The organism is Pseudomonas sp. 05L36, assembly GCF_056398125.1.
Window position 1 is genome coordinate 223,746 of sequence record NZ_JBFTOU010000006.1, and the last position, 23,710, is coordinate 247,455.

The following is a 23,710-nucleotide window of genomic DNA, read 5'->3' on the forward strand; positions in this document are numbered from 1 at the left end:
CAAACCCTCTTATTGTTCTGTCAGGGGACGCACGCGCACACCCTGTTCGAGCTGCGCCAGTTGCGCTGCATCGCCAATGCCGAATCCGATCTGGGTCACTGCCATCGCGGCAATCGCCGTGGCGGTGCGCAAGGTCTGCTCCGGCGTATCGGCACTGAGCAAACCGTGGAGCATCCCCGCCAGCAATGAGTCGCCCGCGCCCACCGTACTGGCGACACTGACCCTGGGCGGAGTGGCATGCAGTGCCGAACCGACGCTGAACCAGTTCACACCCTCGGCACCATGGGAAATCACCACATGCTCGATGCCCTGGGCGTGCAAGCGCTCCGCCGCCAAGGCCTGGGCACTGACCGAGACGACCTCGCAATCCAATACTTCGGCCAGCTCTTCAGTGTTGGGTTTGATGAGCCACGGTCCCGCTTTCAGCGCTGCGCGCAATGCCTCGCCGCTGGTGTCGAGGGCGACGTTCAAGCCCAACTTCTTCAAGCGCAAAATCAACGCCTGCAACCATTGCGCACTGACGCCCATCGGCAAACTGCCGGCAACCACCACCGCATCATGGCCCGGGGCAATCTGCTCCAGTCGCTCCATCAAGGCCTGCTGCGCCGCTTCGCTGACCTGCGGTCCAGGCCCATTGATGTCGGTGATGCGTCCGTCGCTTTCCGCCAGTTTGATATTGCTGCGGGTTTCACCGGGAACGCGGATGAACGCATCGACAAAACCGCGTTTAGCGAACAATGTTTCGAACGCTTGCAGGTTGTCTTCGCCAAGAAAGCCACTGACGGTCAGCTGATGACCGAGGTCCGCCAGCACCTGCGCCACGTTCACGCCTTTGCCGGCGGCGTGGGTGTGCATCACCTCGCTGCGGTTGACCTGGCCGGCGTCAAGGCGCGGCAACTGGACGGTCAGGTCCAGCGCCGGGTTGAGGGTCAAAGTAAGAATCCGGGCCATTACAGGGCCTCCACTAGTGCGCGCACTTCATTGGCGCTGCCCACGGCCAGGGCCTGTCGGGCAAGGGTTTGAGTCTGAGTGAAGCCCAGTTCGCGAATCCGCGCCTTGACTTCGGCAATGCTGCGAGCGCCGACGCTGAGTTCGTCCACCCCGAGGCCGATCAGCACCGGCACTGCCAGCGGGTCGGCTGCCAGCTCGCCGCACACACCGACCCATTTACCGTGAGCATGAGCCGCGCGCACGGTGATGTCGATCAGTTGCAGCACCGCCGGATGCAAGCCATCGGCCTGGGCCGACAGCGTCGGATGGCCACGGTCGATGGCCAGGGTGTATTGGGTCAGGTCGTTGGTACCGACACTGAAAAAGTCGACCTCTTTGGCCAGCACCGGCGCCAGCAATGCCGCCGATGGCACTTCGATCATGATCCCCAGTTGCAGGTCGGCGACCGGGATTTCCTGGCGCAGACGTTCGGTCATGTCACGGGCCTGGCGCCACTCGTCAACACTGCCCACCATCGGGAACATGATCCGCAGCGGCCGGTTGTCGGCCGCCCGCAGCAAGGCGCGCAATTGCGCTTCCATGATCTGCGGGCGCTGCAAGGTCAGGCGAATGCCACGCACGCCGAGGAAGGGGTTTTCTTCTTTCGCAATCGGCCAGTACGGCAGCGGTTTGTCGCCACCGACATCGAGAGTGCGCACCACCAGCGGCCGCCCGGCCAGACCGTCCAGGACGCGGCGGTACTCGACTTCCTGGGTCGCTTCGTCGGGCGCTTGCGAGTGGGCCATGAAAATCAGTTCGGTGCGCAACAGGCCAATGCCTTCGGCGCCCTGCTCCACCGCGCCGGTTACGCCAGCGCTTTCACCAATGTTGGCGAACACTTCTACGGCGTGGCCATCGGTGGTCAGCGCCGGTTGATGGCGCCGTTCAGCAGCCGCCTTCAAGCGTTGCTCGCGGGTATCGCGCTCGGCGGTGGCGCGCTGCAAGGTCGCCGCGTCGGCGTCCACATGCAGGCGACCCCGCTGGCCATCGAGCAGCAATGGCGTACCCGGCGCCAGCAGCAACACGCCGGGGCCGGCGCCGACCAGTGCCGGAATGCCCAAGGCCCGGGCAACAATCGCACTGTGCGCCGTAGCGCCACCCCGGGCGGTGAGAATCCCGGCCACGCGAGCCGGATCCAGACGCGCGACGTCGGACGGGCCAACCTCGTCCATCACCAGAATGTACGGTTGATCTGGTTCGCTCGGGGTTTCGATGCCACTGAGCTGCATCAGCACCCGGCGCCCGATGTCGCGCAAGTCGGCTGCGCGCTCGGCCAGCAAGGCATCCTGCAACGCTTCCTGCTGCCGGGCCGCCGCCTCAATCACAGCCATCCACGCCGCCTGGGCGCTTTCGCCCTGCTTGAGGCGCGCATCGACCTCATCGGTCAGTTCCGGGTCGTCGAGCATCTCTTGGTGGGTGATGAAGATTTCGCGGATGGCTTTGCTCTTGCTGCGCTCGATCAGGCCCTGAATGTCACGACGCACCTGCGCCAGGGCGTGCTGGAGACGCTCACGCTCGATGCCGGCGGACTCGCCGCGCAACGGGTAATCGATGGTTTGCAGCACTTGAATATGCGCCGGGCCGATGGCAATCCCCGGGGCGGCGGCAATCGCCTGGACCACGCTGCCTGACACCGGGGCAAGGACCACTTCGGCCATATCGGCAACGACTTCGCGTGCCTGGCTTACTGGCGGCAGCGGCTCGACTTCCTCACCGAGGCCTTCTTCGATGGCGGCCAACAAGGCCGGCAACGCATCAGCCGCGATGCCCGGTTCGGCAATGATTTCCAGAACCTGTCCCCGACGGGCGCCGAGGCTGAGCAACTTGCTCAAACTCTTTACCGACACCGCGCTGTCGTGACCATCGACAATGCGCACGCGGATGTCACCTTCAAAACTCTTTGCCAGTTGCGCGAGGATTTTCGCCGGCCGCGCATGCAAACCGTGGGCGTTGGCCAATGCAATTCGCGCGCTGGGCCAGTCGGCGGGCACTTCACCACCGAGCACTTCGAGGACTTTGCGGCTGCTGGTGGCGCGTCCCAATTCATGGCCACGCCCTTCGATCAACAACGCGCACAGGCGTTCGAGCAGCGCTTGATGGGCCTCACCAAGGCTGGCCAGGCAGAACAGTCCATTGAGTGGCTGGCCGAGATAGCGCAGCGGTTTGTCCGGGGTGACGAAGGCAAGGCCAGGGCGCTTCACCGTCTGCTCGCTGTGCAGCCACCACAGGCCATCGCCCAGGGGCAGCGCTTCAACCTGCTGCAGCACGGCAGAAAAACCATTGCTCACGCATTCGGACTGCCGCAGCAAACGTGCGCCGCGCCAGACCAGCTCTTCGAAATCTTCGGCCGCCACACCCAGGCCGATCATCTGTGCGTCCAGCGCCAGTTCTTGCGGCGCGCCTTGCAACAACTTCAGCAATGCTTCGGCGGAACCGGCGCGGCGCAGGGCCTGGCCCAGATCCGTCTCGCCGAGGGCGCGGGTGAGCAATTGCAACAGGCGCAGATGTTCATCGGATTTGGCGGCAATACCGATCGCCAGGTAAACGATATGACCATCGCCCCAGTCCACACCTTCAGGGAACTGCATCAGGCGCACACCGGTGGTGAACACCAGCTCGCGGGTTTCAGGCGTACCGTGGGGGATGGCAATACCTTGACCGAGAAAGGTCGAGCCCTGGGCTTCCCGCGCCTGCAAACCGGCGAGGTAGCCCTCGGCAACCAGGCCGTCGGTGACCAGGTGCCCGGCCAGCAATTGCAGCGCTGCGGACTTATCCACGGCCGACTGGCCCATGGAAATCTGCTCTACAGTGAGCTCGAGCATGCTTTCTCCTTTTTGGCGCCTTGGGGCGCCAGGTATTGTTTTGAATGAGCCAGCTCAGGCGCTTGGTCATCATTTTGGCGGTTTCATGGCAGAACCGACCAAAGGCGCCTGTAACGTAGAAAATACGCTTGCTGAATCGTTTAATCTAGATTGAATGGCACGTTACTCGATAATGTCCCATCCTTGAAGCTCAACTTGTCGGATGCGTTGTGACAATGGTCGCCTGCCTTAATCGGTTAGGATTGACGAAAATGTCGAGGCAATCTCGAAAAAACAAGGAAACAGCGGGTTGAAACTCAGTGATATCGCCCAGTTGGCTGGTGTGTCCGTCACCACCGCCAGCTATGTCATCAATGGCAAGGCCGAACAACAGCGCATCAGCAGCGCCACCGTCGAACGCGTGCGCGCAGTCGTCGAGCTGCATGGCTTCACGCCTAACCCACAGGCCGCTGGCTTGCGCAGCCGACACACGCGCACATTGGGGTTCATTCTGCCGGATCTGGAAAACCCCAGTTACGCGCGAATCGCCAAATTGCTGGAACAAGGTGCGCGAGCCCGGGGCTATCAGTTGCTGATCGCCAGTTCCGACGATGCACCGGACAGCGAACGGCAATTGCTGCAACTGTTCCGCGCCCGGCGCTGCGACGCACTGATCGTTGCCAGTTGCCTGCCGACCGGCGACGACAGCTATCGCCAATTGCAGGCCAAGGGCCTTCCGATCATCGCCATCGACCGGGTCATGGAGCCCGAGCATTTCTGTTCGGTGATCAGCGACGACCGCGAGGCCAGCCTGCAACTGACCCGCAGCCTGCTGGAGCCGCTGCCCAGGCACATCGCGCTGATCGGCGCCCGCCCAGAGCTGAGCATCAGCCGGGAACGTGCCGCTGGCTTCAAAGAGGCGCTCGTCGGGTTCAACGGGGAAGTGCTGATCGAAGAAGGCGAATCCTTCAGTCGCGAGTGCGGCAAACAATTGATGGACGAGTTGCTGCAGCGCCTGGGCCATTTACCCGATGCCCTGGTGACCACCTCCTACGTGCTGCTTCAGGGCGTGTTCGATGCGCTGCACGACTTCCCGCTGAGAAACCGCCCGCTACGCCTTGGCACGTTCGGCGATACCCAGTTACTGGACTTCCTGCCACTGCCGGTCAACGCCATGGCCCAGCAACATCAGCTGATCGCAGACAAGGTCCTCGCGCTGGCCCTGGCAGCCATCGAGCAGTCGGATTACCGGCCCGGCGTGCAAGCCATCCCGCGCACGTTCAAGCAGCGTATTCTTCAGGACTGAACCGTGGAGCTGATCGACACCCACACCCATCTGGATTTTCCGGACTTCGACGCCGACCGTCAGGCGCTGCTGGCCGAAAGCCGCGCCCTGGGGGTGCGGCGGATCGTGGTGCTGGGGGTTTATCAGGCCAACTGGCAGCGGGTCTGGGAGCTGGTGCAGAGTGATCCCGACCTGCACGCCGCGTTCGGATTGCACCCGGTGTACCTGGACGATCATCGACCGCAACACCTGAGCGAACTCGGTGACTGGCTGACCCGTCTGGCCGGCCATCGGCAACTGTGTGCGGTGGGCGAGATCGGCCTGGACTACTTCATCGAAACCCTGGACCGCGACCGTCAGCAGGCGTTGTTCGAGGCGCAATTGCAACTGGCGGTGGATTTCAATCTTCCGGCATTGATCCATGTGCGGCGTAGCCATGCGGCGGTGATTGCCACGCTCAAACGGTTTCGCCTGAAACGGGCCGGCATCATCCACGCCTTCGCCGGCAGCCAGGAAGAAGCGCGGGAATACATCAAGCTCGGTTTCAAACTCGGCCTTGGCGGCGCCCCGACCTGGCCGCAGGCGCTACGCATGCACCGCGTGCTCGGCGGACTGCCGCTGGATTCAGTGGTGCTGGAAACCGACTCGCCGGACATGGCCCCTGCCATGTTCCCCGGCCAGCGCAACAGTCCGGCACACTTGCCGGCGATCTGCACGGCACTGGCGCAATGGATGGCGATCAGCCCGGAACGATTGGCGGCTGCCAGCACCGCCAACAGCTGCGAAGTGTTCGCCTGGTAATCAGTCGACGTGAGCCCTGGCGGCCTCCAGGATCAGCGTCAGATGCTGGCGCCGGCGGAAATAACGAACCACCGCGAAGTACACGAATATGACGATCAGCGAAGCATTCAGCTGTTCGATGACGCTGAGCATCCCCACCCACTCCATCACCAACGCCACCAGCAAGGCAGTGCAGACCATGATCCGCAGGCTGGCGCGCAACAGCGAAAAAGAGTCGAGCGACTTGAAGCGCCTGAACTGTTCCGGACAACGTAACTGAACGTGTTTCTGGCAGTGGGCACAGGCAAACGCCTCATTGATCGCAATGGCGTTGAGCTGCCAGGGTTGAAGCCGCAATGTGCGCTGACAATGCGCACAGCGTCCCTGGATCCCTATTGTTGCAACAGACATAACCAAGTTCCTCCATGAAGTAAGCCGCGTAACTCTTCCTTGATTGACATCCAAAATCCAGCGCACGGAAAGAATCAGGAGGATTCTCACCTGGAAAAGGAAAAAGTATTACGAAACCTTCCGACAGTACACCAAAACGTGGGAGTGGGCTTGCCCTGCAACATAGAATCTCCCACAGGGTTCCCGAGCAGTCTTTCAGACCCGGAATGCACTGATCAACTGTTTCAACTCCACGACCTGGGCCGACAACGCCCGGCTGGCATCTTCGGTCTGATGTGCACCTTCAGCGGTACGCTCGCCGGCGCGATTGATCTCGACGATGTTCTGGTCGATGTCGTGGGCTACGGCGGTTTGTTGCTCCACGGCGGCGGCAATCTGCTGGTTCTGGTCGACGATCATGCCGACCGCACCCAGGATGTTTTCCAGCGCCCGCTGGACCTTCTCCGACTGCCCCACCGTGCCGTTGGCCATTTCATGGCTGGTGCCCATGGCCTTGACCGCCGCGCCGACACCGCCATGAAGCCTGGCGATCATCTGCTCGATTTCTTCGGTCGATTGCTGGGTCCGTTTGGCCAGGGTCCGGACTTCATCGGCTACCACGGCGAAACCACGGCCCTGCTCACCGGCCCGTGCGGCCTCGATGGCGGCATTGAGCGCCAGCAGATTGGTCTGCTCGGCGATGCTCTTGATCACGTCGAGCACGCGGCTGATGGACTGGCTGTCGTTGGCCAGTTGATTGATCACCCGCACCGATTGATCGATCTCGCTGGCCAGCGCGGCAATGCTGCCTTGCTGCGACTCCACCAAGCCGCGACCACTGATGGTTTCGTCGTTGACACTGTGGGCACTGCTCACCGCCGCGGCGGCACTGCGCGCGACCTCCTGGGAAGTGGCCGACATCTGGTTCATCGCCGCGGCAACTTGCTCGATTTGCGTGCGCTGCCCGGCGACGGCCTGGTTGCTTTGCGCGGAAACATTTTCCACTTGCCCGGCCTGACGCTCGACTTCGCTGACGGTCTGCCCCACCCGCTCGATCAGGTCATGGATTTTCTTCACGGTGCCGTTGAACACCTCGCCCAACTCCCCCAGCTCATCGCGGCTGTGGGCGCTGAAGGTCACGGTCATGTCGCCGGCCGCCACCTTGTCCATCACCGCCCCCAGGCGCTTGAGCGTGGTGCGGGTCGAGACATAGAAAGCGCCGTAGAGATAAAAGATCAATACAAATACGACTGACAACGCCATGGCCTGCAAGACCATGTGCGTACGGTTCTGGTCCAGGCGTTGCTGCAACTGCGGGCCCATATACTTCAGGGTCGCCTCGTTGAGTTGGTAGGTCTGGTCCATCAGGGCGCTGACCTGATCGTAAAAGCCCTGCCACGGCGCGTCGAGGGTATCGGCCATGACCACTTGTTCTTCAAACAGCTCGCTGGCTTTCTTCAAGGATGCCCGGCTGCTATCGGCCTGAGCGGCCAAGGTATCGCGTGCGGCTTTGCTGGAACCCAGGGCATCCTGCAGTTTCAGGCCATACTCGGCCTGGAGCTTTTCAATCTGCACCAGCAATTCATCGAAACGGGTACTCGAAGCCGAGTTGATGAAACCCTGCCCCAACGAATAGGAACCCATTGCCCGACCTTCGCCCAGGATCTGGGTAACACGTGGCGTGACGAGGGTGACCAGCTCGCTCAACTGGCGCATGTCGCTCTGATTGTCGCGACTGAGGCCGGCCTGGCTGGTGATGAGCTGGCTGAAAATCTGCGCGCTGCCGACCAGTTTGCCAATCAGGGCACTTTTGCTTTGCAGGGAGTTTTCCGTTTGCTGGGCCTTGAACGCGGCGATCATTTCATCGCGTTTGCCATCAAACACCGCGACCTGCTCCGGGTCGCTGGTCATTGCCGTCAGCCCTTGCAGGCGAGTCAGAATATTCTGCTCAAGGGCGCTGATTTTCGATTCGACATTGCTGGCCTTGCCGGACTGGCCGAGGCTGACATCGATCTGCACCAGGTTGTTCAGGGTTTCCAGATCGCGCCGCAACGTCAGGCTGCTGCCCAACAGGTCGAGACTTTGCAGTTCGATGCGCGTGCCCTGGAACTCGCGGTAGGAGTCACGTACCAGATAGAAGTTGGTCACCAGCATCGGCACCAGGAACAGTACGCTGATCAGGCTGAACTTCATGCCGAAGCTCAGGCGGTTCATCAGTGCGACAGCGGGATAGAGCAAGCTCTTCACTGGATGTCTCCCTTCGATTTCTTATTTTTTTTATTGGCAGGCGCAGACGGGCGGCAGATAGCCACTATTCAGCGCTATCTCTGTATAACTTAAATCGGCAGGGGGTTTTGTAACTTAAGGTTAACGACAGGGCGAAGCACTTCGGACAAGTGATCGCCCTGTGGCGAGGGAGCTTGCTCTGATTTCTGACTACAGCGCTAAGGCAGGACCGTCCACAGCGCAAACCCGGCATACCAGAGCACTGCGGCACGCAGCAGCAGTTCCCAGATGCGGTCCAGGTTGTTGATACCTTCTGCGCCAGCCACCGGCGCCGGAATTTCACCGGCCACCAGCCCGACTTTCACGATCAATTGCGCGGCGCTGATGTTCCAGTTCAGCAGCTCATGCAGCATGACCCGGCTGACCGCGACAAAATTGCCGACCAATGCCAGGCTCGCCGCCAGCAGACGCACCGGCACCCAGTCGAAGGCGTGACGCAGTTGCCCGGCGCGTTCGACCACCGCCGGGTTTTTTCCGTGTTCTTCGGCCAGCGCCAGCAACCGATAGCTCAGCGCGGCGACCGGACCCAACAGGAAGTACCAGAAAATCACCGCGAAAAAACTATGGTAGGCCTCCCACAGCAAATGCCCTTCGACCTGTTCCAGCAGTTGCTCGCCATTGTCGGCGCAAATGTCCAGATCGCGCTTGGCGACATGGGCTGCTGCTTGCAGGTCCTCCCGACGCCAGGCATCGCGGAACGGCCCGAGATCGCCCAGCAGATCACCGCGCCCCAGGCTGTAAATCACCACCAGCAAATGAATCGGCAACGCCAGCAACCCGTAGGCCACCGGCTCGATGATGACCAGCAGCAAACCCAGCAACGCCACCGGCAACAAGACCAGTACCGACAACACCAGCCAGGGCCGGCCCGAAAGTCGCGGGCTGGCCTCAAGCTTGTTCAGCTCCTGTGTCCAGCCACTGTCACGCTGAACCCGATGACGCAAGGCCGAGAACTTCTCGATCCACACCGCCAACAGCAACACCAGAAAACTCATCGTCCTTCCTCTTGTGCCAGGGCGGCACGATAGCGTGCCCAGTCGAACGCCGGCCCTGGATCGGTTTTGCGCCCCGGTGCAATGTCGCTGTGCCCGCAGATGCGCTCTGTGGTGATTGCCGTGAACGCCTGCTGCAACTGGCGGGTCAGGGCTGTCAACGCGCTGTATTGCGCGTCGGTGAACGGCTGATCATCCGTGCCTTCCAGTTCGATGCCCACGGAAAAATCGTTACAGGTTTCCCGTCCCTCGAAGCTCGAAACACCCGCATGCCAAGCACGCTCAAGGCATGAAACGAACTGGGTGACGGTACCGTCACGCTCAATCAGAAAGTGCGCGGACACCCGCAAATCCGCGATCCCTTCAAAATAGGGATGTTCGGTGACATCCAGACGATTCTGGAAAAACTCCTGCACCTTACCGGTGGCGAACTGCGCCGGTGGCAGGCTGATGTTGTGGATCACCAGCAGGGAAATTTCGCCTGTGGGGCGCGCATTGAAGTTGGGTGAGGGGCAGACATGCACACCCTGAATCCAACCGCTCGCGGGGTCCAACTGCATACATATTCCTTCGACATCGACTGAGTAGACACAGTATGCCGTGATAATCCCCCGGGGCGCGATCACTTGCCGCGATTGACGCGCTGGAGGTTGCCGATCTCAAACTGGCGTTTGTTCGGAATCGACGGCCTACGCCGACAACGACAGGGATTCGACCAAATGCAGGCGCCAGCACCAATGTAACGCGCTGATGCCTTGGGTTGGTCGCTGCCATGGCCCTATAATCGAGCCACTTTGTTTGTGGAGTCCGTTATGCCGAATCTACGTCTCGCCGATCTGACCGCCGAAATCGAAGCCAACGTGCGCCGTGCGTTGCGCGAAGACATTGGCAGCGGCGACATCACCGCGCAGTTGATCCCGGCTGAACGCCTGGCCAAAGCCACCATCATTACCCGCGACGCGGCCGTCATCAGCGGCACCGCCTGGGTAGATGCCGTGTTTCGGCAACTGGATCCACGGGTGGCGGTGCACTGGCAGGTTGCCGACGGTGAACGGGTGACGCCCAACCAGGTGCTGTTCCACCTCGAAGGCCCTGCACGCTCACTGCTGACTGGCGAACGCAGCGCCCTGAACTTCCTGCAATTGCTCTCCGGCGTGGCGACCCGCGCGCAATACCTGGCGGACTTCGTGGCCGAGACTCAGGTCAAACTGCTCGACACTCGTAAAACGCTACCGGGGCTGCGCCTGGCGCAAAAGTACGCCGTGACCTGCGGCGGTTGCCATAACCACCGCATCGGCCTTTATGACGCCTTCCTGATCAAGGAAAACCACATCGCCGCCAGCGGCGGCATCGCCCAGGCCATAGCCGCCGCGCACAAGATTGCCCCGGGAAAACCGGTCGAGATTGAAGTGGAAAGCCTGACTGAGCTCAAAGAGGCGCTGGCGGCCGGTGCCGACATCATCATGCTCGACGAACTGAGCCTGGACGATATGCGCGAAGCCGTGCGCCTGAATGCCGGTAAGGCCAAACTGGAGGCCAGCGGCGGGATCAACGAAAGTACGTTGCTGCCGATTGCACAGACCGGGGTGGATTACATTTCGATCGGTGCTATGACCAAGGATGTGAAGGCGGTCGATCTGTCGATGCGCTTGAGTCTCTGATCGCACGTATGTGAGTTGCCGAAACTGTAGGAGCGAGCTTGCTCGCGATGGTCGTTAACGATAACGCTTGTTTACTGGTTAAACATGGCGCTCTCGGGAACATCGCGAGCAAGCTCGCTCCTACATGAGTATCAGACCACCAGATTGTTCATCTCGCAGTACTCTTCCCACTCGACACCTAGCACCTCGGCCGCTTCTTTATGCAGCTTCAGGCGTTCTGTCTCGTACTCTTCTGGTGTCGAGGTGTATTTGAGGCTCAACTCCCACGGCTGCAAGCCCTGGGCTTCGGCTTCATCCTCAAACGCCCACTGAATCTGGTCCTTCTGATCATCGGCACTCAGGTCCTTGATCTCTTCCATCAGATCCGGCACATCCAGCACGTACTTTTTCAGTGCTTCTTCGTGTCTGGCTTCTTGGGTCAATTCTTTTATTGTCATGGCGTTCTCGTTGATCTGGGGAATGGAAGATGGATATGGATCATCAAGGATCTCTCTGACGCAAAAAAACCGTATGAAGCGCGGTTTGTCTGGCCTTCAGAACCATTCGGGATCATCTGAAAACAAGTCTTGCTGGTGCCCGAGACAGGAATCGAACCTGCGACCTTCGCGTTACGAGTGCGCTGCTCTACCGGCTGAGCTACACGGGCGGTGGGCTAAACCTAGCACTGACTTCAGGGGCAGGCAACTTCTGGAACGTCTCAATTTCCTACAGACAAAAAAATGCCCCTTCGTTTTCACGGCGGGGCATTTTTTACAACGTTGAAGCGGTCAGGCGTGAGGCGCGATTAAACGCCCGAAGCCTTGGCTGCTGCCACGTCTTTGATGGACAGCTTGATACGGCCGCGGTTGTCCACGTCCAGTACCAGCACTTCCACTTCCTGGCCTTCTTTCAGGATGTCGGTCACTTTCTCGACGCGAGCGTCGCTCAGCATGGAGATGTGAACCAGACCGTCCTTGCCTGGCAGGATGTTGACGAATGCGCCGAAGTCGACGATGCGTTCAACCTTGCCCACGTAGATCTTGCCGATTTCGGCTTCAGCGGTGATGCCCAGAACGCGCTGACGAGCAGCTTCTGCCGCTTCCTTGGTTTCGCCGAAGATCTTGATCGAGCCGTCGTCTTCGATGTCGATCGAAGCCTTGGTCTCTTCGCAGATCGCACGAATGGTCGCGCCGCCTTTACCGATAACGTCACGGATCTTGTCGGTGTCGATCTTCATCGCGATCATGGTCGGAGCGTTGGCCGACAGTTCGGTACGCGACTGGCCAATGATCTGGTTCATCTGGCCGAGGATGTTCAGGCGCGCTTCCAGGGCTTGGCCCAGAGCGATCTCCATGATTTCTTCGGTGATGCCCTTGATCTTGATGTCCATCTGCAGCGCGGTGACGCCTTTGGCGGTACCGGCTACCTTGAAGTCCATGTCGCCCAGGTGGTCTTCGTCACCCAGGATGTCGGTCAGGACGGCGAATTTCTCGCCTTCTTTAACCAGACCCATGGCGATACCGGCAACCGGCGCCTTCATCGGCACACCAGCGTCCATCAGGGCCAGGGAAGCGCCGCAAACGGAAGCCATCGAGCTCGAACCGTTGGATTCGGTGATTTCCGAAACCACGCGGATGGTGTACGGGAACACGTCAGCGGCAGGCAGCATGGCCGAAACCGAACGACGGGCCAGACGGCCGTGACCGATTTCACGACGACCAGCGCCACCCATGCGACCACACTCGCCCACCGAGAACGGAGGGAAGTTGTAGTGCAGCATGAACGGGTCTTTTTTCTCGCCTTCCAGGGTGTCCAGCAGCTGTGCGTCACGGGCGGTGCCCAGAGTCGCGACTACCAGGGCCTGGGTTTCACCACGGGTGAACAGGGCCGAACCGTGAGTCTTCGGCAGAACACCGACTTCGATGTTCAGCGGACGTACAGTCTTGGTGTCGCGCCCGTCGATACGTGGCTTGCCGTTAACGATGTTTTCGCGAACGGTGCGGTATTCGATTTCGCCGAAAGCGGCTTTGACTTCGCTGGAAGAAGGCTGGCCTTCTTCACCGGACAGCTTGGCAACGACCTGGTCCTTCAACTCGCCCAGGCGAGCGTAACGGTCGGCCTTGACGGTGATGGTGTAGGCCTGGGAGATCGCTTCGCCGAACTCGGCACGAATAGCGCCCAGCAGTTCGGTGGCTTCTGGCGCAGGAGCCCAGGTCCAGGTTGGCTTGGCAGCTTCGGCAGCCAGTTCTTTAACAGCGTTGATCACAACCTGGAACTCGTCGTGAGCAAACAGTACCGCGCCCAGCATCTGGTCTTCGGTCAGCTCTTTGGCTTCCGATTCAACCATCAGCACAGCGTCCGAAGTACCGGCAACGACCATGTCCAGGCTCGAAGCAGCCTGTTGCTCGTAAGTCGGGTTCAGCAGGTAGCCGGTGCTTTCGTGGAACGCAACGCGGGCAGCGCCGATCGGGCCATCGAAAGGAATGCCGGAGATCGCCAGGGCAGCCGAGGTACCGATCATCGCAGCGATGTCCGGATCGGTCTTCTTGCTGGTGGAAACGACGGTGCAGACAACCTGCACTTCGTTCATGAAGCCTTCCGGGAACAGCGGACGGATCGGACGGTCGATCAGTCGGGAAGTCAGGGTTTCTTTCTCGGAAGGACGGCCTTCGCGCTTGAAGAAACCGCCAGGGATCTTACCGGCAGCGTAAGTCTTTTCCTGGTAGTGAACAGACAGAGGGAAGAAGCCCTTGCCTGGATCGGCTTGTTTTGCACCGACTACGGTCACCAATACGCTGACGTCGTCGTCAACGGTGACCAATACTGCGCCGGAGGCCTGACGGGCGATACGGCCAGTCTCGAGGGTAACGGTCGACTGACCGAACTGGAATTTTTTGATTACCGGGTTCACGGTGTCCTACCTTCTTTGTGGCTCTTGGGGGAACTGGTTTCTTGCGAAATTCTTGGGCAACGCCGGGAATCGGCCCGACTGGTTTGTCCAGGTGTTACTCAGGCAAAGCAGGTATCCAGATAAAACTTGAGGCTGGGAGCCTGCCATGCACCGGCGGGAAACCCACTGGTGCACGACAGACAACCAACCTCTAGCGCAATCGCTTATTAGCGACGCAGACCCAGGCGACCGATCAGAGTCTGATAGCGACCCAGATCCTTGCCTTTCAGGTAGTCCAGCAGCTTACGACGCTGGTTAACCATGCGGATCAGACCACGACGGGAGTGGTGGTCTTTACCGTTGGCCTTGAAGTGACCTTGCAGCTTGTTGATGTTGGCGGTCAGCAGTGCAACTTGCACTTCTGGCGAACCGGTGTCACCAACAGCTTGCTGGTAGTCAGTTACGATTTGAGCTTTTTCTTGAACGTCGAGAGCCATGAGGCAATCCTTTTATCAGGAAACTGTTTCAGAAAAACAGTTTCAACAGGCCAGGGACAAATCCCTGTATCTAAAAATGAGTAGTGACCGTGCCTGTTGACAGCCACCCTCGCCAGCCTGCTTTGACACAAGCTGGTTTCCGGTCATTCTGACCGAATCAGTCGACGCGGCGCGATGCGCCCGTCTTCGCTCACTTCACCGATACCGATGAAGCGACCATTGTGATCCTGTACCCGCACCATGCCGAACTTCGGAGCATCCGGGGCACGTACCGGTTGGCCGTTGAGCCAGTAGAACGCACTCGCTTCCGAGAACTGCAACAGTGGCCAATCCAGCAGGCCGCTGTCCGATGGCATCAGGAAGCGATCGACCGCTTCGTTGCCGCCTTCGGCATGTACCGCTTCCAGCTCTTCGAGGGTAACCGTCTGCGCCAGGGTGAATGGCCCGGCCTGGATACGTCGCAGTTCTGCAACGTAAGCACCACAACCGAGTTGCTCACCGATATCCTCCACCAGGGTGCGGATATAGGTGCCTTTAGTGCAATCCACCGCCAGCCGCGCAGTATCACCTTCGAAGGCCAGCAATTCCAAGCGCGTAATAGTAACAGAACGCGGTTCGCGCTCCACTACTTCGCCTGCACGCGCCAGCTTGTACAGCGGCTGGCCATCACGCTTGAGCGCCGAGTACATCGGCGGTATCTGACTGATTTGCCCACGAAATTTCGGCAGTACCGCCTCGACATCGGGGCGACCAACGGTCACCGGGCGCTCCTGCAAAACTTCACCTTCGGCATCCGCCGTGGTGGTGGTCTTGCCCAGTTGCGCCAGGGTTTCATAACCCTTGTCGGAGTCGAGCAGGTATTGCGAGAACTTGGTGGCTTCGCCGAAGCACAGTGGCAACACGCCGGTGGCCAAGGGATCGAGACTGCCGGTATGACCGGCCTTTTCGGCGTTCAGCAACCAGCGAACCTTCTGCAAGGCCGCGTTGGAGGTGAACCCCAGCGGCTTGTCGAGAAGGATAATGCCGCTGACGTTACGACGGATACGTTTGACCTGAGCCACCGATTACTCCTTGGTGTCTTCGGCTTCTGCCGCAACCGGATGCTGATTGTCTTCAGCCACTGCGCGCTCGATCAATGCCGACAGATGCGCACCACGCACGACGCTTTCGTCGTAGTGGAAGTGCAGCTGTGGAACGCTGCGCAGCTTCATCTCGCGAGCCAGCTGCATGCGCAGGAAACCGGCGGCGGAGTTGAGCACCTTGATGCTTTGTGCGATTTCTTCGGCGCTGTCCTGCCCCATCACGGTGATGAAGATCTTGGCGTGACCGACGTCACGGCTGACTTCCACTGCGGTAATGGTGACCAGGCCGACGCGCGGGTCTTTGACTTCACGACGGATCAGTTGTGCCAGCTCACGCTGCATCTGATCGCCGATGCGTTGGGTACGGCTATATTCTTTTGCCATGTCTTGTTACCTGTTACTGCCCCACGGTGAAACCCGTGAGGTCTGAAAGCGGCAAACGCCCGGCCTGACAAAAGCCAGACCGGGCGTTGCGTTTAGAGTCCTGGTGACGAACTGCGCATTTGCATGCGACGACCCGTCACGGCTCCTGAAGTGCGCGAATTAGAGGCTGCGAGCAACCTGCACCTTCTCGAAGACTTCGATCTTGTCACCGACTTTAACGTCGTTGTAGCTCTTCACGCCGATACCGCATTCCATGCCGGCACGTACTTCGGAAGCGTCATCCTTGAAGCGGCGCAGGGATTCCAGCTCGCCTTCGAAGATAACGATGTCTTCACGCAGTACACGGATTGGACGGTTACGGTGCACAACACCTTCGATAACCATGCAACCGGCGATCGCGCCAAACTTCGGCGAACGGAACACGTCACGCACTTCGGCGATACCCAGGATGTTCTCGCGAACATCGCTGCCGAGCATACCGGTCAGGGCTTTCTTGACGTCTTCGATGATGTCGTAGATCACGTTGTAGTAACGCATGTCCAGACCTTCCTGCTCAACGATCTTGCGCGCGCCGGCATCGGCACGCACGTTGAAGCCGAACAGTACAGCGTTGGAGGCCAGTGCCAGGTTGGCATCGGATTCGGTGATACCACCGACGCCGCCACCGACCACGCGCACTTGCACTTCGTCGTTACCCAGGCCGTTCAAGGCACCGTTCAACGCTTCGAGCGAACCACGGACGTCGGATTTGAGGACGATGTTGAGCGTCTTCTTCTCTTCCTGACCCATGTTTTCGAAGATGTTTTCCAGCTTGCCGGCGTGAGCGCGAGCCAGTTTGACTTCGCGGAACTTGCCTTGACGGAACAGAGCCACTTCACGGGCTTTCTTCTCGTCGGCAACCACGCTCATCTCGTCGCCAGCATCCGGGGTACCGTCCAGGCCGAGGATCTCGACAGGGATGGCCGGACCGGCTTCCTTGATTGGCTTGCCGTTCTCGTCGAGCATGGCGCGAACGCGGCCATAGTTCGAACCGACCAGGACCATGTCGCCCTGACGCAGGGTACCGTCTTGAACCAGAACGGTAGCCACCGGGCCACGGCCCTTGTCCAGACGGGATTCAACCACGACGCCACGGCCAGGAGCCGACGGAGTTGCGGTCAGTTCCAGGACTTCGGCTTGCAGCAGAACAGCTTCGAGCAGTTCGTCGACGCCAGTACCCATCTTCGCCGAGACCGGTACGAACGGCGTGTCACCACCCCACTCTTCCGACGTCACGCCGTGAACCGACAATTCGCTACGGATGCGATCGAGATCGGCGCCCGGCTTGTCGATCTTGTTCACCGCGACGACCAGCGGAACACCCGCGGCCTTGGCATGCTGAACAGCTTCGATGGTCTGCGGCATCACGCCGTCGTCCGCCGCCACCACCAGGATCACGATGTCGGTCGCCTTGGCACCACGGGCACGCATTGCGGTAAACGCGGCGTGACCAGGGGTGTCGAGGAACGTCACCATGCCACGGTCGGTTTCAACGTGGTACGCACCGATGTGCTGGGTGATACCGCCGGCTTCGCCAGCAGCTACCTTGGCACGACGGATGTAGTCGAGCAGGGAAGTCTTACCGTGGTCAACGTGGCCCATTACGGTCACGACTGGTGCACGGGAAACTGCCTCGCCTTCAAACTTCAGGGACTCGGCCAGGGAATCTTCCAGGGCGGTGTCGCTGACCAGGGTCACTTTGTGGCCCAGCTCTTCGGCAACCAGTTGAGCAGTTTCCTGATCCAGTACCTGGTTGATGGTCGCTGGAGTACCCAGTTTGAACATGAACTTGATGATTTCAGCAGCCTTCACCGACATCTGCTGGGCGAGATCGCCAACAGTGATGGTCTCGCCGATCTTCACTTCGCGCACGACAGGGCCGGTCGGGCTCTGGAAACCGTGGGCGTTGCGCTTCTTCAGCTTGGCCTTGCCACGACCACCACGACGGAAGCCATCGCTTTCTTCGTCGGTAGTACGTGGGGCGACGCGTGGAGCCGGCGCCTTTTCCTTGACCGAAGCACGATGCGGAGCGTTTTTGCGCTCGCCATCGCCGCTACCGCGACGACTGTTATCGTCGGCACGTGGCTTGTCCGGACGACGCTGTTCGTCACGCTTGCGGGTATCGGCCGCAGGAGCTGGAGCGGCTGCCACAACCGGTGCGCTTTCGCGAACTGGCTCGGCCACCACAGCAGGCGCTGCAACAGGTACGGCTTGAGCGTTCGGCGCAGCAGCAGGCTGGCGACGCGCTTCTTCTTCGGCGCGACGCTTGGCTTCTTCTTCAGCCTTCTGACGAGCAGCATTTTCTACTGCGCGACGTTCATCCAGTTCACGCTTGCGCTCGGCTTCGATTTCTTCCGGGCTGCGCTGTACGAAGACTTTCTTCTTGCGTACTTCAACGCTGATGCTTTTACTGCCAGCAACACGCAGGGTGCTGGTGGTTTTACGCTGCAGCGTAATCTTGCGTGGTTCTTCCACTTTCGCCTTGTGGCTGCTTTTCAAGTGAGTCAGCAACGATTGCTTCTCACTGTCAGTCACATGTTCTTCGGCGGCGGTGTGCGGCAGACCTGCCTCACGCATCTGCTGCAACAGGCGCTCTACCGGTGTTTTGACCTCATCGGCCAGTTGTTTCACCGTGACTTGCGTCATGCACTTCTCTCCTCAGGCCGCGCCTAATTACTCGAACCAGTGGGCTCGGGCGGCCATGATCAACTTGCCGGCACGATCATCGTCAATGCCGTCGATGTCGAGCAGGTCGTCAATAGACTGCTCGGCCAGGTCTTCGCGGGTAATTACGCCGCGCACCGCCAGTTCCATCGCCAAATCCTTGTCCATACCCTCAAGCGAGAGCAGGTCTTCGGCCGGATGGGCGTCTGCCAGCTTTTCCTCAGTAGCGATGGCTTTAGTCAACAAGCGATCCTTGGCCCGAGCGCGAAGCTCGTTGACGGTGTCTTCGTCAAAGCCGTCGATGTTGAGCATTTCTTCCAACGGTACGTAGGCAATCTCTTCCAGGCTGGTAAAGCCTTCGTCCACCAGCACCTGCGCCAGATCTTCGTCGACTTCCAGCTCGTCGATGAAGTTGCGCAGGATGTCGCCGGTTTCTGCTTGCTGTTTAGCCTGGATGTCCGATTCGGTCATCACGTTCAGGGTCCAGCCAGTCAACTGGCTAGCCAGACGCACGTTCTGACCACCGCGACCGATGGCCTGAGCCAGATTGTCTGCGCCAACGGCGATGTCCATTGCGTGGGCATCTTCGTCAACGATAATTGCCGCAACCTCGGCCGGGGACATGGCGTTGATCACGAACTGAGCCGGGTTGTCGTCCCACAGAACGATGTCAACACGCTCACCGCCCAACTCACCCGACACTGCCTGGACGCGCGAACCGCGCATACCGATGCAAGCGCCCTGCGGGTCGATGCGTTTGTCCTTGGAGCGAACGGCGATCTTGGCGCGCGAACCCGGATCACGGGATGCAGCCATCACTTCGATCAGGCCTTCGGCAATTTCCGGCACTTCGATGCGGAACAACTCGATCAGCATTTCCGGCGCGGTGCGCGACAGGATCAACTGCGGGCCGCGGTTCTCGGTGCGGATTTCCTTGAGCAGCGCACGCAGACGCACGCCAACCCGGAAAGTTTCGCGAGAAATGATGTCTTCACGAGCCAGCAACGCTTCAGCGTTGTTACCCAGATCAACGATCACGTTGTCGCGGGTGACTTTTTTCACGGTGCCGGAGATGATTTCACCCAGGCGCTCGCGGTAAGCGTCAACCACCTGAGCGCGCTCGGCTTCGCGAACTTTCTGCACAATGACTTGCTTGGCAGTCTGTGCAGCAATGCGGCCGAACTCGATGGACTCGATTTTCTCTTCTACGACATCACCGACCTTGGCGCCAGGATGCGTTTCGGCAACCTTGCTCGGCCAGGTTTCGATGGCCGGATCGTCCAGGTCTGCTTCTTCGACGACCGTCCAGCGACGGAATGTCTCGTATGCACCCGTGTGGCGATTGATTTCCACACGCAAATCAACTTCGTCTTCGAAACGCTTTTTGGTAGCAGTGGCCAGAGCCAGCTCCAGCGCTTCAAAAATAACGTTTGCCGGTACGCCCTTTTCATTGGATACCGACTCAACAACCAGCAGTACTTCTTTGCTCATCGTACGCCTCGCCTTTCGCAAGCCATTGGATCCGCGGGATCCGCAGTATCTGGCACGCCTCAGTCAAAACTGGGAATAATGTTGGCCTTGTCGATCATATCGATCGGCAACAGGAACTCATGGTCTTCTACCTGCACCACGACATCCTGCTCTTCTACGCCGCGCAGAAGGCCCTGAAAGTTGCGTCGTCCTTCAAAAGGCGAGCGCAGCTTGATCTTCACTTGTTCACCGGCAAATTTTGCAAACTGCTCAAGAGTGAACAGCGGGCGTTCCATGCCAGGCGAGGAAACTTCAAGGGTGTATTCAACGGAAATTGGATCTTCAACATCCAGCACACCGCTGATCTGACGGCTGACGATGGCGCAATCGTCCACCAACACGCCGCCTTCTTTATCGATATAAACGCGCAACATCGAGTGACGACCCTGAGCCGAAAACTCGATACCCCAGCATTCATAGCCTAGGGCCACGACCACCGGGGCCAGCAAGGCCTGCAACTCTTCTAGCTTGCTCGACACCTGAACCCCCTAGTGCATGTATGTGCATGCTATGCAAAATAAAAAAATGGGCGAAACGCCCATCCTTGAAACGCCGTCGAACAGCGGCGTTGAAAGTGTCCAGCTAACAAAAAGCCCCTTAAAAGGGGCTCCTTAAACTGGTTGCGGGGGCCGGATTTGAACCGACGACCTTCGGGTTATGAGCCCGACGAGCTACCAGACTGCTCCACCCCGCGACAAAGCTGGGGCGGAAGTATACGACCGATCCCCTACAGGGTCAATGTAACCTTCCACCTGCAAGAAAGCCCGCAACAGCGGGCTCTCCTGACTAATTGGTACCGAGAAGGGGACTCGAACCCCTACACCCTATGGGCACAACCACCTCAAGGTTGCGTGTCTACCAATTCCACCACCTCGGCAATACTACGTTTGGAACCCTTCTTACTTCTGCTCTTGAGCTGGAGGCACGTCAGTCGCTGGGGTAGCCGACTTTTGCTCTTGAAGCACCGGGACATCATCAGAAGCCGGTTGTTGCTTTGGAACTTCCAGTACCGCTGGATTTGAGAGACCTACTTGAGTCAGCTGGTGAGCCTTCTCTTTAGCAAAGTAACCTAACCCCAAGCTGGTTATGAAAAAACCTGCGGCAAGTATAGCAGTAAACTTACTAAGAAAGGTAGAGGAACCTTGGCTTCCGAACACAGTATTTGAAGCACCTGCTCCGAAAGACGCGCCAGCATCCGCACCTTTACCCTGCTGCAGCAAAACCAGAGCTACTACGCCCAATGCACCCAGCAGATGAAAAACGACTACGACTGTTTCCAGCATTTTTTCAGTTTCCCGCGGCGCGACAAATCGCACCGAACTCATCTGCATTCAGGGAAGCCCCACCAATCAGGCCCCCATCGATATCCGGCATGCCGAACAGTTCGACCGCATTGGCCGCCTTCACGCTGCCGCCGTATAGAAGCCGCACACCTTGTGCGACCTCAGAATTCTCTGCCGCCAACTGGGCGCGAATGGCTGCGTGCACATCCTGCGCCTGTTGTGGCGTTGCAGTCAGCCCGGTGCCAATGGCCCAGACCGGCTCGTAAGCGATCACTGCCTTGGCAAAGGCACCGACACCCAGCTCCTCGATGATACTGCCCAGCTGACGCGAGACAACCTCAAGAGTCTTTCCGGCTTCACGCTGCTCAAGGGTTTCCCCTATGCACAACACCGGAATCAAGCCACATGCCTGTGCCGCTGCGAACTTGCGGATCAGCACTGCGTCCTGCTCGCCCATGATCTGGCGGCGTTCGGAGTGCCCGACAAGCGCCAGGGAACAACCTGCATCCACTAACTGACTCGGTGCAACTTCACCAGTCAACGCACCTTGTCCGGATTCCACCGCAGAATTCTGCGCGCCGACCGAAATCGACTTTCCTTCCAGGCCATCAATCACTTGATTGATATGCAGGAAAGGCGGGAATACCGCGACATCAACATCGCTCGGCAAGGCCAAGTCACGAAGGCCGTTGATCAGCTCAGCGACGCTGGCGCGGGTACCGTGCATCTTCCAGTTACCAGCTACCATAGGGCGACGCATGCTGTACCTCGTCGGTCAAAGTGGGCGCAGATGTTACCCAACACAATCATGGCTGGCAAGCCGAATTCAGGCAGAAACTTCAGTAACCAGTTTTGCCAGCTCTTCGGCATAGCCACGAACCTGCGTTTCGTCTTCGCCTTCGACCATCACACGCACCAGCGGTTCGGTTCCGGACTTGCGCAACAGCACGCGCCCCCGACCCGCCATGGCCTTGGTCACACGCTCGCTGGCTTCCTTGACCGACGGATGGTCGAGTGGGTTTGCGCCGCCACCGAATCGCACATTGATCAGCACCTGAGGGCATTTGCGCAGCGCCTGACGCGCTTCAGCCAAACCTTGCGCACGGGCTTTCAACGCCTTCAGCACCTGCAACGCGGCGATAATCGCATCACCAGTGGTGGTGTAATTGAAGCAAACGATATGACCCGAATTTTCGCCACCGACCAGCCAGTTGCGCTCCAGCAGATCAGCAATCACATAACGGTCACCAACATTGGCGCGGACAAATGGAATCCCCAGGTCGGCCAAGGCCAACTCCAGTCCCAGGTTGCTCATCAGTGTACCGACTACACCACCTTGCAGCTTGTCTCGCTCATGCAGGTCGCGAGCAATGATGAACAGCAACTCATCACCATCGACGATGGCCCCCGTGTGATCCACCATCAACACCCGGTCGCCATCACCATCGAAGGCGATACCCAGATCGGCGTGTTCAGCCAGCACAGCGGCCTGCAGTTGCCCCATATGGGTCGAGCCGCAGTTGTCATTGATATTCAAACCGTTGGGCTGCGCGGACAAGACCACGACTTCGGCACCCAACTCACGAAACACACTCGGCGCCACTTTATAGGTCGCACCATGGGCGCAGTCGATCACAATCTTGAGGCCGGTAAAGCTGGTACCGGTCGGCACACTGCTCTTGCAGAATTCGATATACCGACCCGACGCGTCATTGATTCGCGACACTTTGCCGATCTTGCTCGACTCAACCACAGTCATTGGGGTATCGAGCAGCTCTTCGATCATGTGCTCGACCTCATCCGGCAGCTTGGTGCCATTGCCGGAGAAGAACTTGATGCCATTGTCATCATGCGGATTGTGCGACGCACTGATCACGATGCCAGCTTCGGCATGAAAGGTACGCGTCAGGTAAGCAATCGCCGGGGTCGGCATAGGCCCCAGAAGCATCACATCAGCACCTGCCGACGTCAGTCCCGCTTCAAGCGCGGACTCGAACATGTAGCCGGAGATCCGGGTGTCCTTACCTACCAATACCTTGCAGGCTCCCATCTTGCGGAACGCCATACCTGCAGCCCAGCCGAGCTTGAGCATGAAATCAGGAGTAATCGGGTATTCACCGACACGCCCACGAATACCATCGGTGCCAAAATATTTTTTGCTCATAAGTGCTCCATCA

Annotated in this window: 21 protein-coding genes, 3 tRNA genes and 1 pseudogene; 4 read left to right on the forward strand and 21 right to left on the reverse strand. The window is 59.3% G+C overall.

Annotated elements, in window-relative coordinates; translation table 11 throughout:
* Positions 1-9 precede the first annotated feature (9 nt).
* Together pfkB and ptsP are read right to left on the reverse strand one after the other, a co-directional pair.
* Positions 10-951, reverse strand: a complete 942-nt coding sequence (pfkB, locus tag AC1DKH_RS09435) for a 1-phosphofructokinase (protein ID WP_477752803.1) — start codon at positions 949-951, stop codon at positions 10-12.
* A complete protein-coding gene (gene ptsP / locus AC1DKH_RS09440; protein WP_477798027.1) occupies positions 951-3,812 on the reverse strand; it encodes a phosphoenolpyruvate--protein phosphotransferase in 2,862 nt (953 codons plus the stop codon). Before ptsP ends, pfkB begins: the two co-directional genes overlap by 1 nt.
* Here ptsP and AC1DKH_RS09445 point away from each other — a divergent pair.
* From AC1DKH_RS09445 to AC1DKH_RS09455, 3 genes are all read left to right on the forward strand, one after another.
* Positions 3,811-3,966, forward strand: a complete 156-nt coding sequence (locus AC1DKH_RS09445; protein ID WP_477798028.1) for a hypothetical protein — start codon at positions 3,811-3,813, stop codon at positions 3,964-3,966. The two genes, ptsP and AC1DKH_RS09445, sit on opposite strands and share 2 nt — an antisense overlap.
* A gap of 135 nt (positions 3,967-4,101) precedes the next feature.
* A complete protein-coding gene (gene cra, locus AC1DKH_RS09450) occupies positions 4,102-5,097 on the forward strand; it encodes a catabolite repressor/activator (RefSeq protein ID WP_477752805.1) in 996 nt (331 codons plus the stop codon).
* A 3-nt stretch (positions 5,098-5,100) separates the two neighbouring features.
* On the forward strand, positions 5,101-5,877 hold the full coding sequence (locus tag AC1DKH_RS09455; RefSeq protein WP_477798029.1) for a TatD family hydrolase: 777 nt from the start codon (positions 5,101-5,103) through the stop codon (positions 5,875-5,877).
* Here the strand turns inward: AC1DKH_RS09455 and AC1DKH_RS09460 are convergent, their stop codons facing one another.
* The 5 genes and pseudogenes from AC1DKH_RS09460 to ampD all read right to left on the reverse strand — a co-directional run bounded on the left by AC1DKH_RS09460 (position 5,878) and on the right by ampD (position 10,084).
* Positions 5,878-6,267 (reverse strand): hypothetical protein, encoded by a 390-nt coding sequence (locus AC1DKH_RS09460; RefSeq protein ID WP_477798030.1) that lies wholly within the window; start codon positions 6,265-6,267, stop codon positions 5,878-5,880.
* 195 nt (positions 6,268-6,462) lie between these two features.
* Entirely contained in the window at positions 6,463-7,392 is a 930-nt protein-coding gene (locus AC1DKH_RS09465; RefSeq protein WP_477798051.1) for a methyl-accepting chemotaxis protein, read from the reverse strand.
* Positions 7,369-8,460: pseudogene (locus AC1DKH_RS09470) on the reverse strand (methyl-accepting chemotaxis protein); the annotation flags it as partial. The gene AC1DKH_RS09465 and the pseudogene AC1DKH_RS09470, both read right to left, overlap by 24 nt.
* Positions 8,461-8,690: 230 nt before the next feature.
* On the reverse strand, positions 8,691-9,527 hold the full coding sequence (gene ampE, locus AC1DKH_RS09475) for a regulatory signaling modulator protein AmpE (RefSeq protein WP_477798031.1): 837 nt from the start codon (positions 9,525-9,527) through the stop codon (positions 8,691-8,693).
* The gene (gene ampD, locus AC1DKH_RS09480) at positions 9,524-10,084 is read right to left on the reverse strand and encodes a 1,6-anhydro-N-acetylmuramyl-L-alanine amidase AmpD (protein ID WP_477752809.1); all 561 of its coding nucleotides are present in this window, start codon (positions 10,082-10,084) and stop codon (positions 9,524-9,526) included. Before ampD ends, ampE begins: the two co-directional genes overlap by 4 nt.
* Before the next feature lie 252 nt (positions 10,085-10,336).
* Here ampD and nadC point away from each other — a divergent pair, with 252 nt between their 5' ends.
* Entirely contained in the window at positions 10,337-11,185 is an 849-nt protein-coding gene (gene nadC, locus AC1DKH_RS09485) for a carboxylating nicotinate-nucleotide diphosphorylase (protein WP_477798032.1), read from the forward strand.
* A 131-nt stretch (positions 11,186-11,316) separates the two neighbouring features.
* Here the strand turns inward: nadC and AC1DKH_RS09490 are convergent, their stop codons facing one another.
* The 14 genes from AC1DKH_RS09490 to glmM form a co-directional block, all read right to left on the reverse strand.
* Positions 11,317-11,622 (reverse strand): DUF6388 family protein, encoded by a 306-nt coding sequence (locus AC1DKH_RS09490; protein ID WP_223448135.1) that lies wholly within the window; start codon positions 11,620-11,622, stop codon positions 11,317-11,319.
* Positions 11,623-11,755: 133 nt separating this feature from the next.
* A tRNA-Thr gene (locus tag AC1DKH_RS09495) sits at positions 11,756-11,831 on the reverse strand.
* 138 nt (positions 11,832-11,969) lie between these two features.
* Positions 11,970-14,075, reverse strand: a complete 2,106-nt coding sequence (pnp, locus tag AC1DKH_RS09500) for a polyribonucleotide nucleotidyltransferase (RefSeq protein WP_007915263.1) — start codon at positions 14,073-14,075, stop codon at positions 11,970-11,972.
* A 206-nt stretch (positions 14,076-14,281) separates the two neighbouring features.
* Positions 14,282-14,551 (reverse strand): 30S ribosomal protein S15, encoded by a 270-nt coding sequence (gene rpsO, locus AC1DKH_RS09505; protein WP_347910535.1) that lies wholly within the window; start codon positions 14,549-14,551, stop codon positions 14,282-14,284.
* 143 nt (positions 14,552-14,694) lie between these two features.
* A complete protein-coding gene (truB, locus tag AC1DKH_RS09510) occupies positions 14,695-15,612 on the reverse strand; it encodes a tRNA pseudouridine(55) synthase TruB (RefSeq protein ID WP_477798033.1) in 918 nt (305 codons plus the stop codon).
* 3 nt (positions 15,613-15,615) lie between these two features.
* Entirely contained in the window at positions 15,616-16,017 is a 402-nt protein-coding gene (rbfA, locus tag AC1DKH_RS09515; RefSeq protein WP_007973108.1) for a 30S ribosome-binding factor RbfA, read from the reverse strand.
* 159 nt (positions 16,018-16,176) lie between these two features.
* Positions 16,177-18,702, reverse strand: coding sequence for a translation initiation factor IF-2 (infB, locus tag AC1DKH_RS09520; protein WP_477798034.1), 2,526 nt, complete (start codon positions 18,700-18,702; stop codon positions 16,177-16,179).
* A gap of 27 nt (positions 18,703-18,729) precedes the next feature.
* Positions 18,730-20,211 carry a transcription termination factor NusA gene (nusA, locus tag AC1DKH_RS09525; protein ID WP_008057419.1) on the reverse strand — a complete coding sequence of 494 codons (1,482 nt, stop codon included), beginning with the start codon at positions 20,209-20,211 and terminating at the stop codon, positions 18,730-18,732.
* A 59-nt stretch (positions 20,212-20,270) separates the two neighbouring features.
* Entirely contained in the window at positions 20,271-20,729 is a 459-nt protein-coding gene (gene rimP, locus AC1DKH_RS09530; RefSeq protein ID WP_007973115.1) for a ribosome maturation factor RimP, read from the reverse strand.
* A 138-nt stretch (positions 20,730-20,867) separates the two neighbouring features.
* Positions 20,868-20,944 (reverse strand) — tRNA-Met (locus AC1DKH_RS09535).
* Positions 20,945-21,041: 97 nt separating this feature from the next.
* A tRNA-Leu gene (locus AC1DKH_RS09540) sits at positions 21,042-21,127 on the reverse strand.
* 22 nt (positions 21,128-21,149) lie between these two features.
* Complete coding sequence (gene secG / locus AC1DKH_RS09545) at positions 21,150-21,533, reverse strand: preprotein translocase subunit SecG (RefSeq protein ID WP_477798035.1); 384 nt, start codon at positions 21,531-21,533, stop codon at positions 21,150-21,152.
* A 4-nt stretch (positions 21,534-21,537) separates the two neighbouring features.
* Positions 21,538-22,293: a triose-phosphate isomerase gene (gene tpiA / locus AC1DKH_RS09550; RefSeq protein ID WP_477798036.1), complete on the reverse strand. Its 756-nt coding sequence runs from the start codon at positions 22,291-22,293 to the stop codon at positions 21,538-21,540.
* A gap of 66 nt (positions 22,294-22,359) precedes the next feature.
* Positions 22,360-23,697: a phosphoglucosamine mutase gene (gene glmM, locus AC1DKH_RS09555; protein WP_477752813.1), complete on the reverse strand. Its 1,338-nt coding sequence runs from the start codon at positions 23,695-23,697 to the stop codon at positions 22,360-22,362.
* Between the last annotated feature and the right edge of the window lie 13 nt (positions 23,698-23,710).

Coding starts and splice junctions, on each gene's coding strand:
- rpsO (WP_347910535.1), bottom strand. CDS start 14,551: ATGGCTCTCGACGTTCAAGAAAAAGCTCAAATCGTAACTGACTACCAG.
- nadC (WP_477798032.1), top strand. CDS start 10,337: ATGCCGAATCTACGTCTCGCCGATCTGACCGCCGAAATCGAAGCCAAC.
- AC1DKH_RS09460 (WP_477798030.1), bottom strand. CDS start 6,267: ATGTCTGTTGCAACAATAGGGATCCAGGGACGCTGTGCGCATTGTCAG.
- pfkB (WP_477752803.1), bottom strand. CDS start 951: ATGGCCCGGATTCTTACTTTGACCCTCAACCCGGCGCTGGACCTGACC.
- ptsP (WP_477798027.1), bottom strand. CDS start 3,812: ATGCTCGAGCTCACTGTAGAGCAGATTTCCATGGGCCAGTCGGCCGTG.
- glmM (WP_477752813.1), bottom strand. CDS start 23,697: ATGAGCAAAAAATATTTTGGCACCGATGGTATTCGTGGGCGTGTCGGT.
- infB (WP_477798034.1), bottom strand. CDS start 18,702: ATGACGCAAGTCACGGTGAAACAACTGGCCGATGAGGTCAAAACACCG.
- tpiA (WP_477798036.1), bottom strand. CDS start 22,293: ATGCGTCGCCCTATGGTAGCTGGTAACTGGAAGATGCACGGTACCCGC.
- AC1DKH_RS09445 (WP_477798028.1), top strand. CDS start 3,811: ATGCTTTCTCCTTTTTGGCGCCTTGGGGCGCCAGGTATTGTTTTGAAT.
- rbfA (WP_007973108.1), bottom strand. CDS start 16,017: ATGGCAAAAGAATATAGCCGTACCCAACGCATCGGCGATCAGATGCAG.
- secG (WP_477798035.1), bottom strand. CDS start 21,533: ATGCTGGAAACAGTCGTAGTCGTTTTTCATCTGCTGGGTGCATTGGGC.
- AC1DKH_RS09465 (WP_477798051.1), bottom strand. CDS start 7,392: ATGACCGTGACCTTCAGCGCCCACAGCCGCGATGAGCTGGGGGAGTTG.
- ampE (WP_477798031.1), bottom strand. CDS start 9,527: ATGAGTTTTCTGGTGTTGCTGTTGGCGGTGTGGATCGAGAAGTTCTCG.
- AC1DKH_RS09490 (WP_223448135.1), bottom strand. CDS start 11,622: ATGACAATAAAAGAATTGACCCAAGAAGCCAGACACGAAGAAGCACTG.
- ampD (WP_477752809.1), bottom strand. CDS start 10,084: ATGCAGTTGGACCCCGCGAGCGGTTGGATTCAGGGTGTGCATGTCTGC.
- nusA (WP_008057419.1), bottom strand. CDS start 20,211: ATGAGCAAAGAAGTACTGCTGGTTGTTGAGTCGGTATCCAATGAAAAG.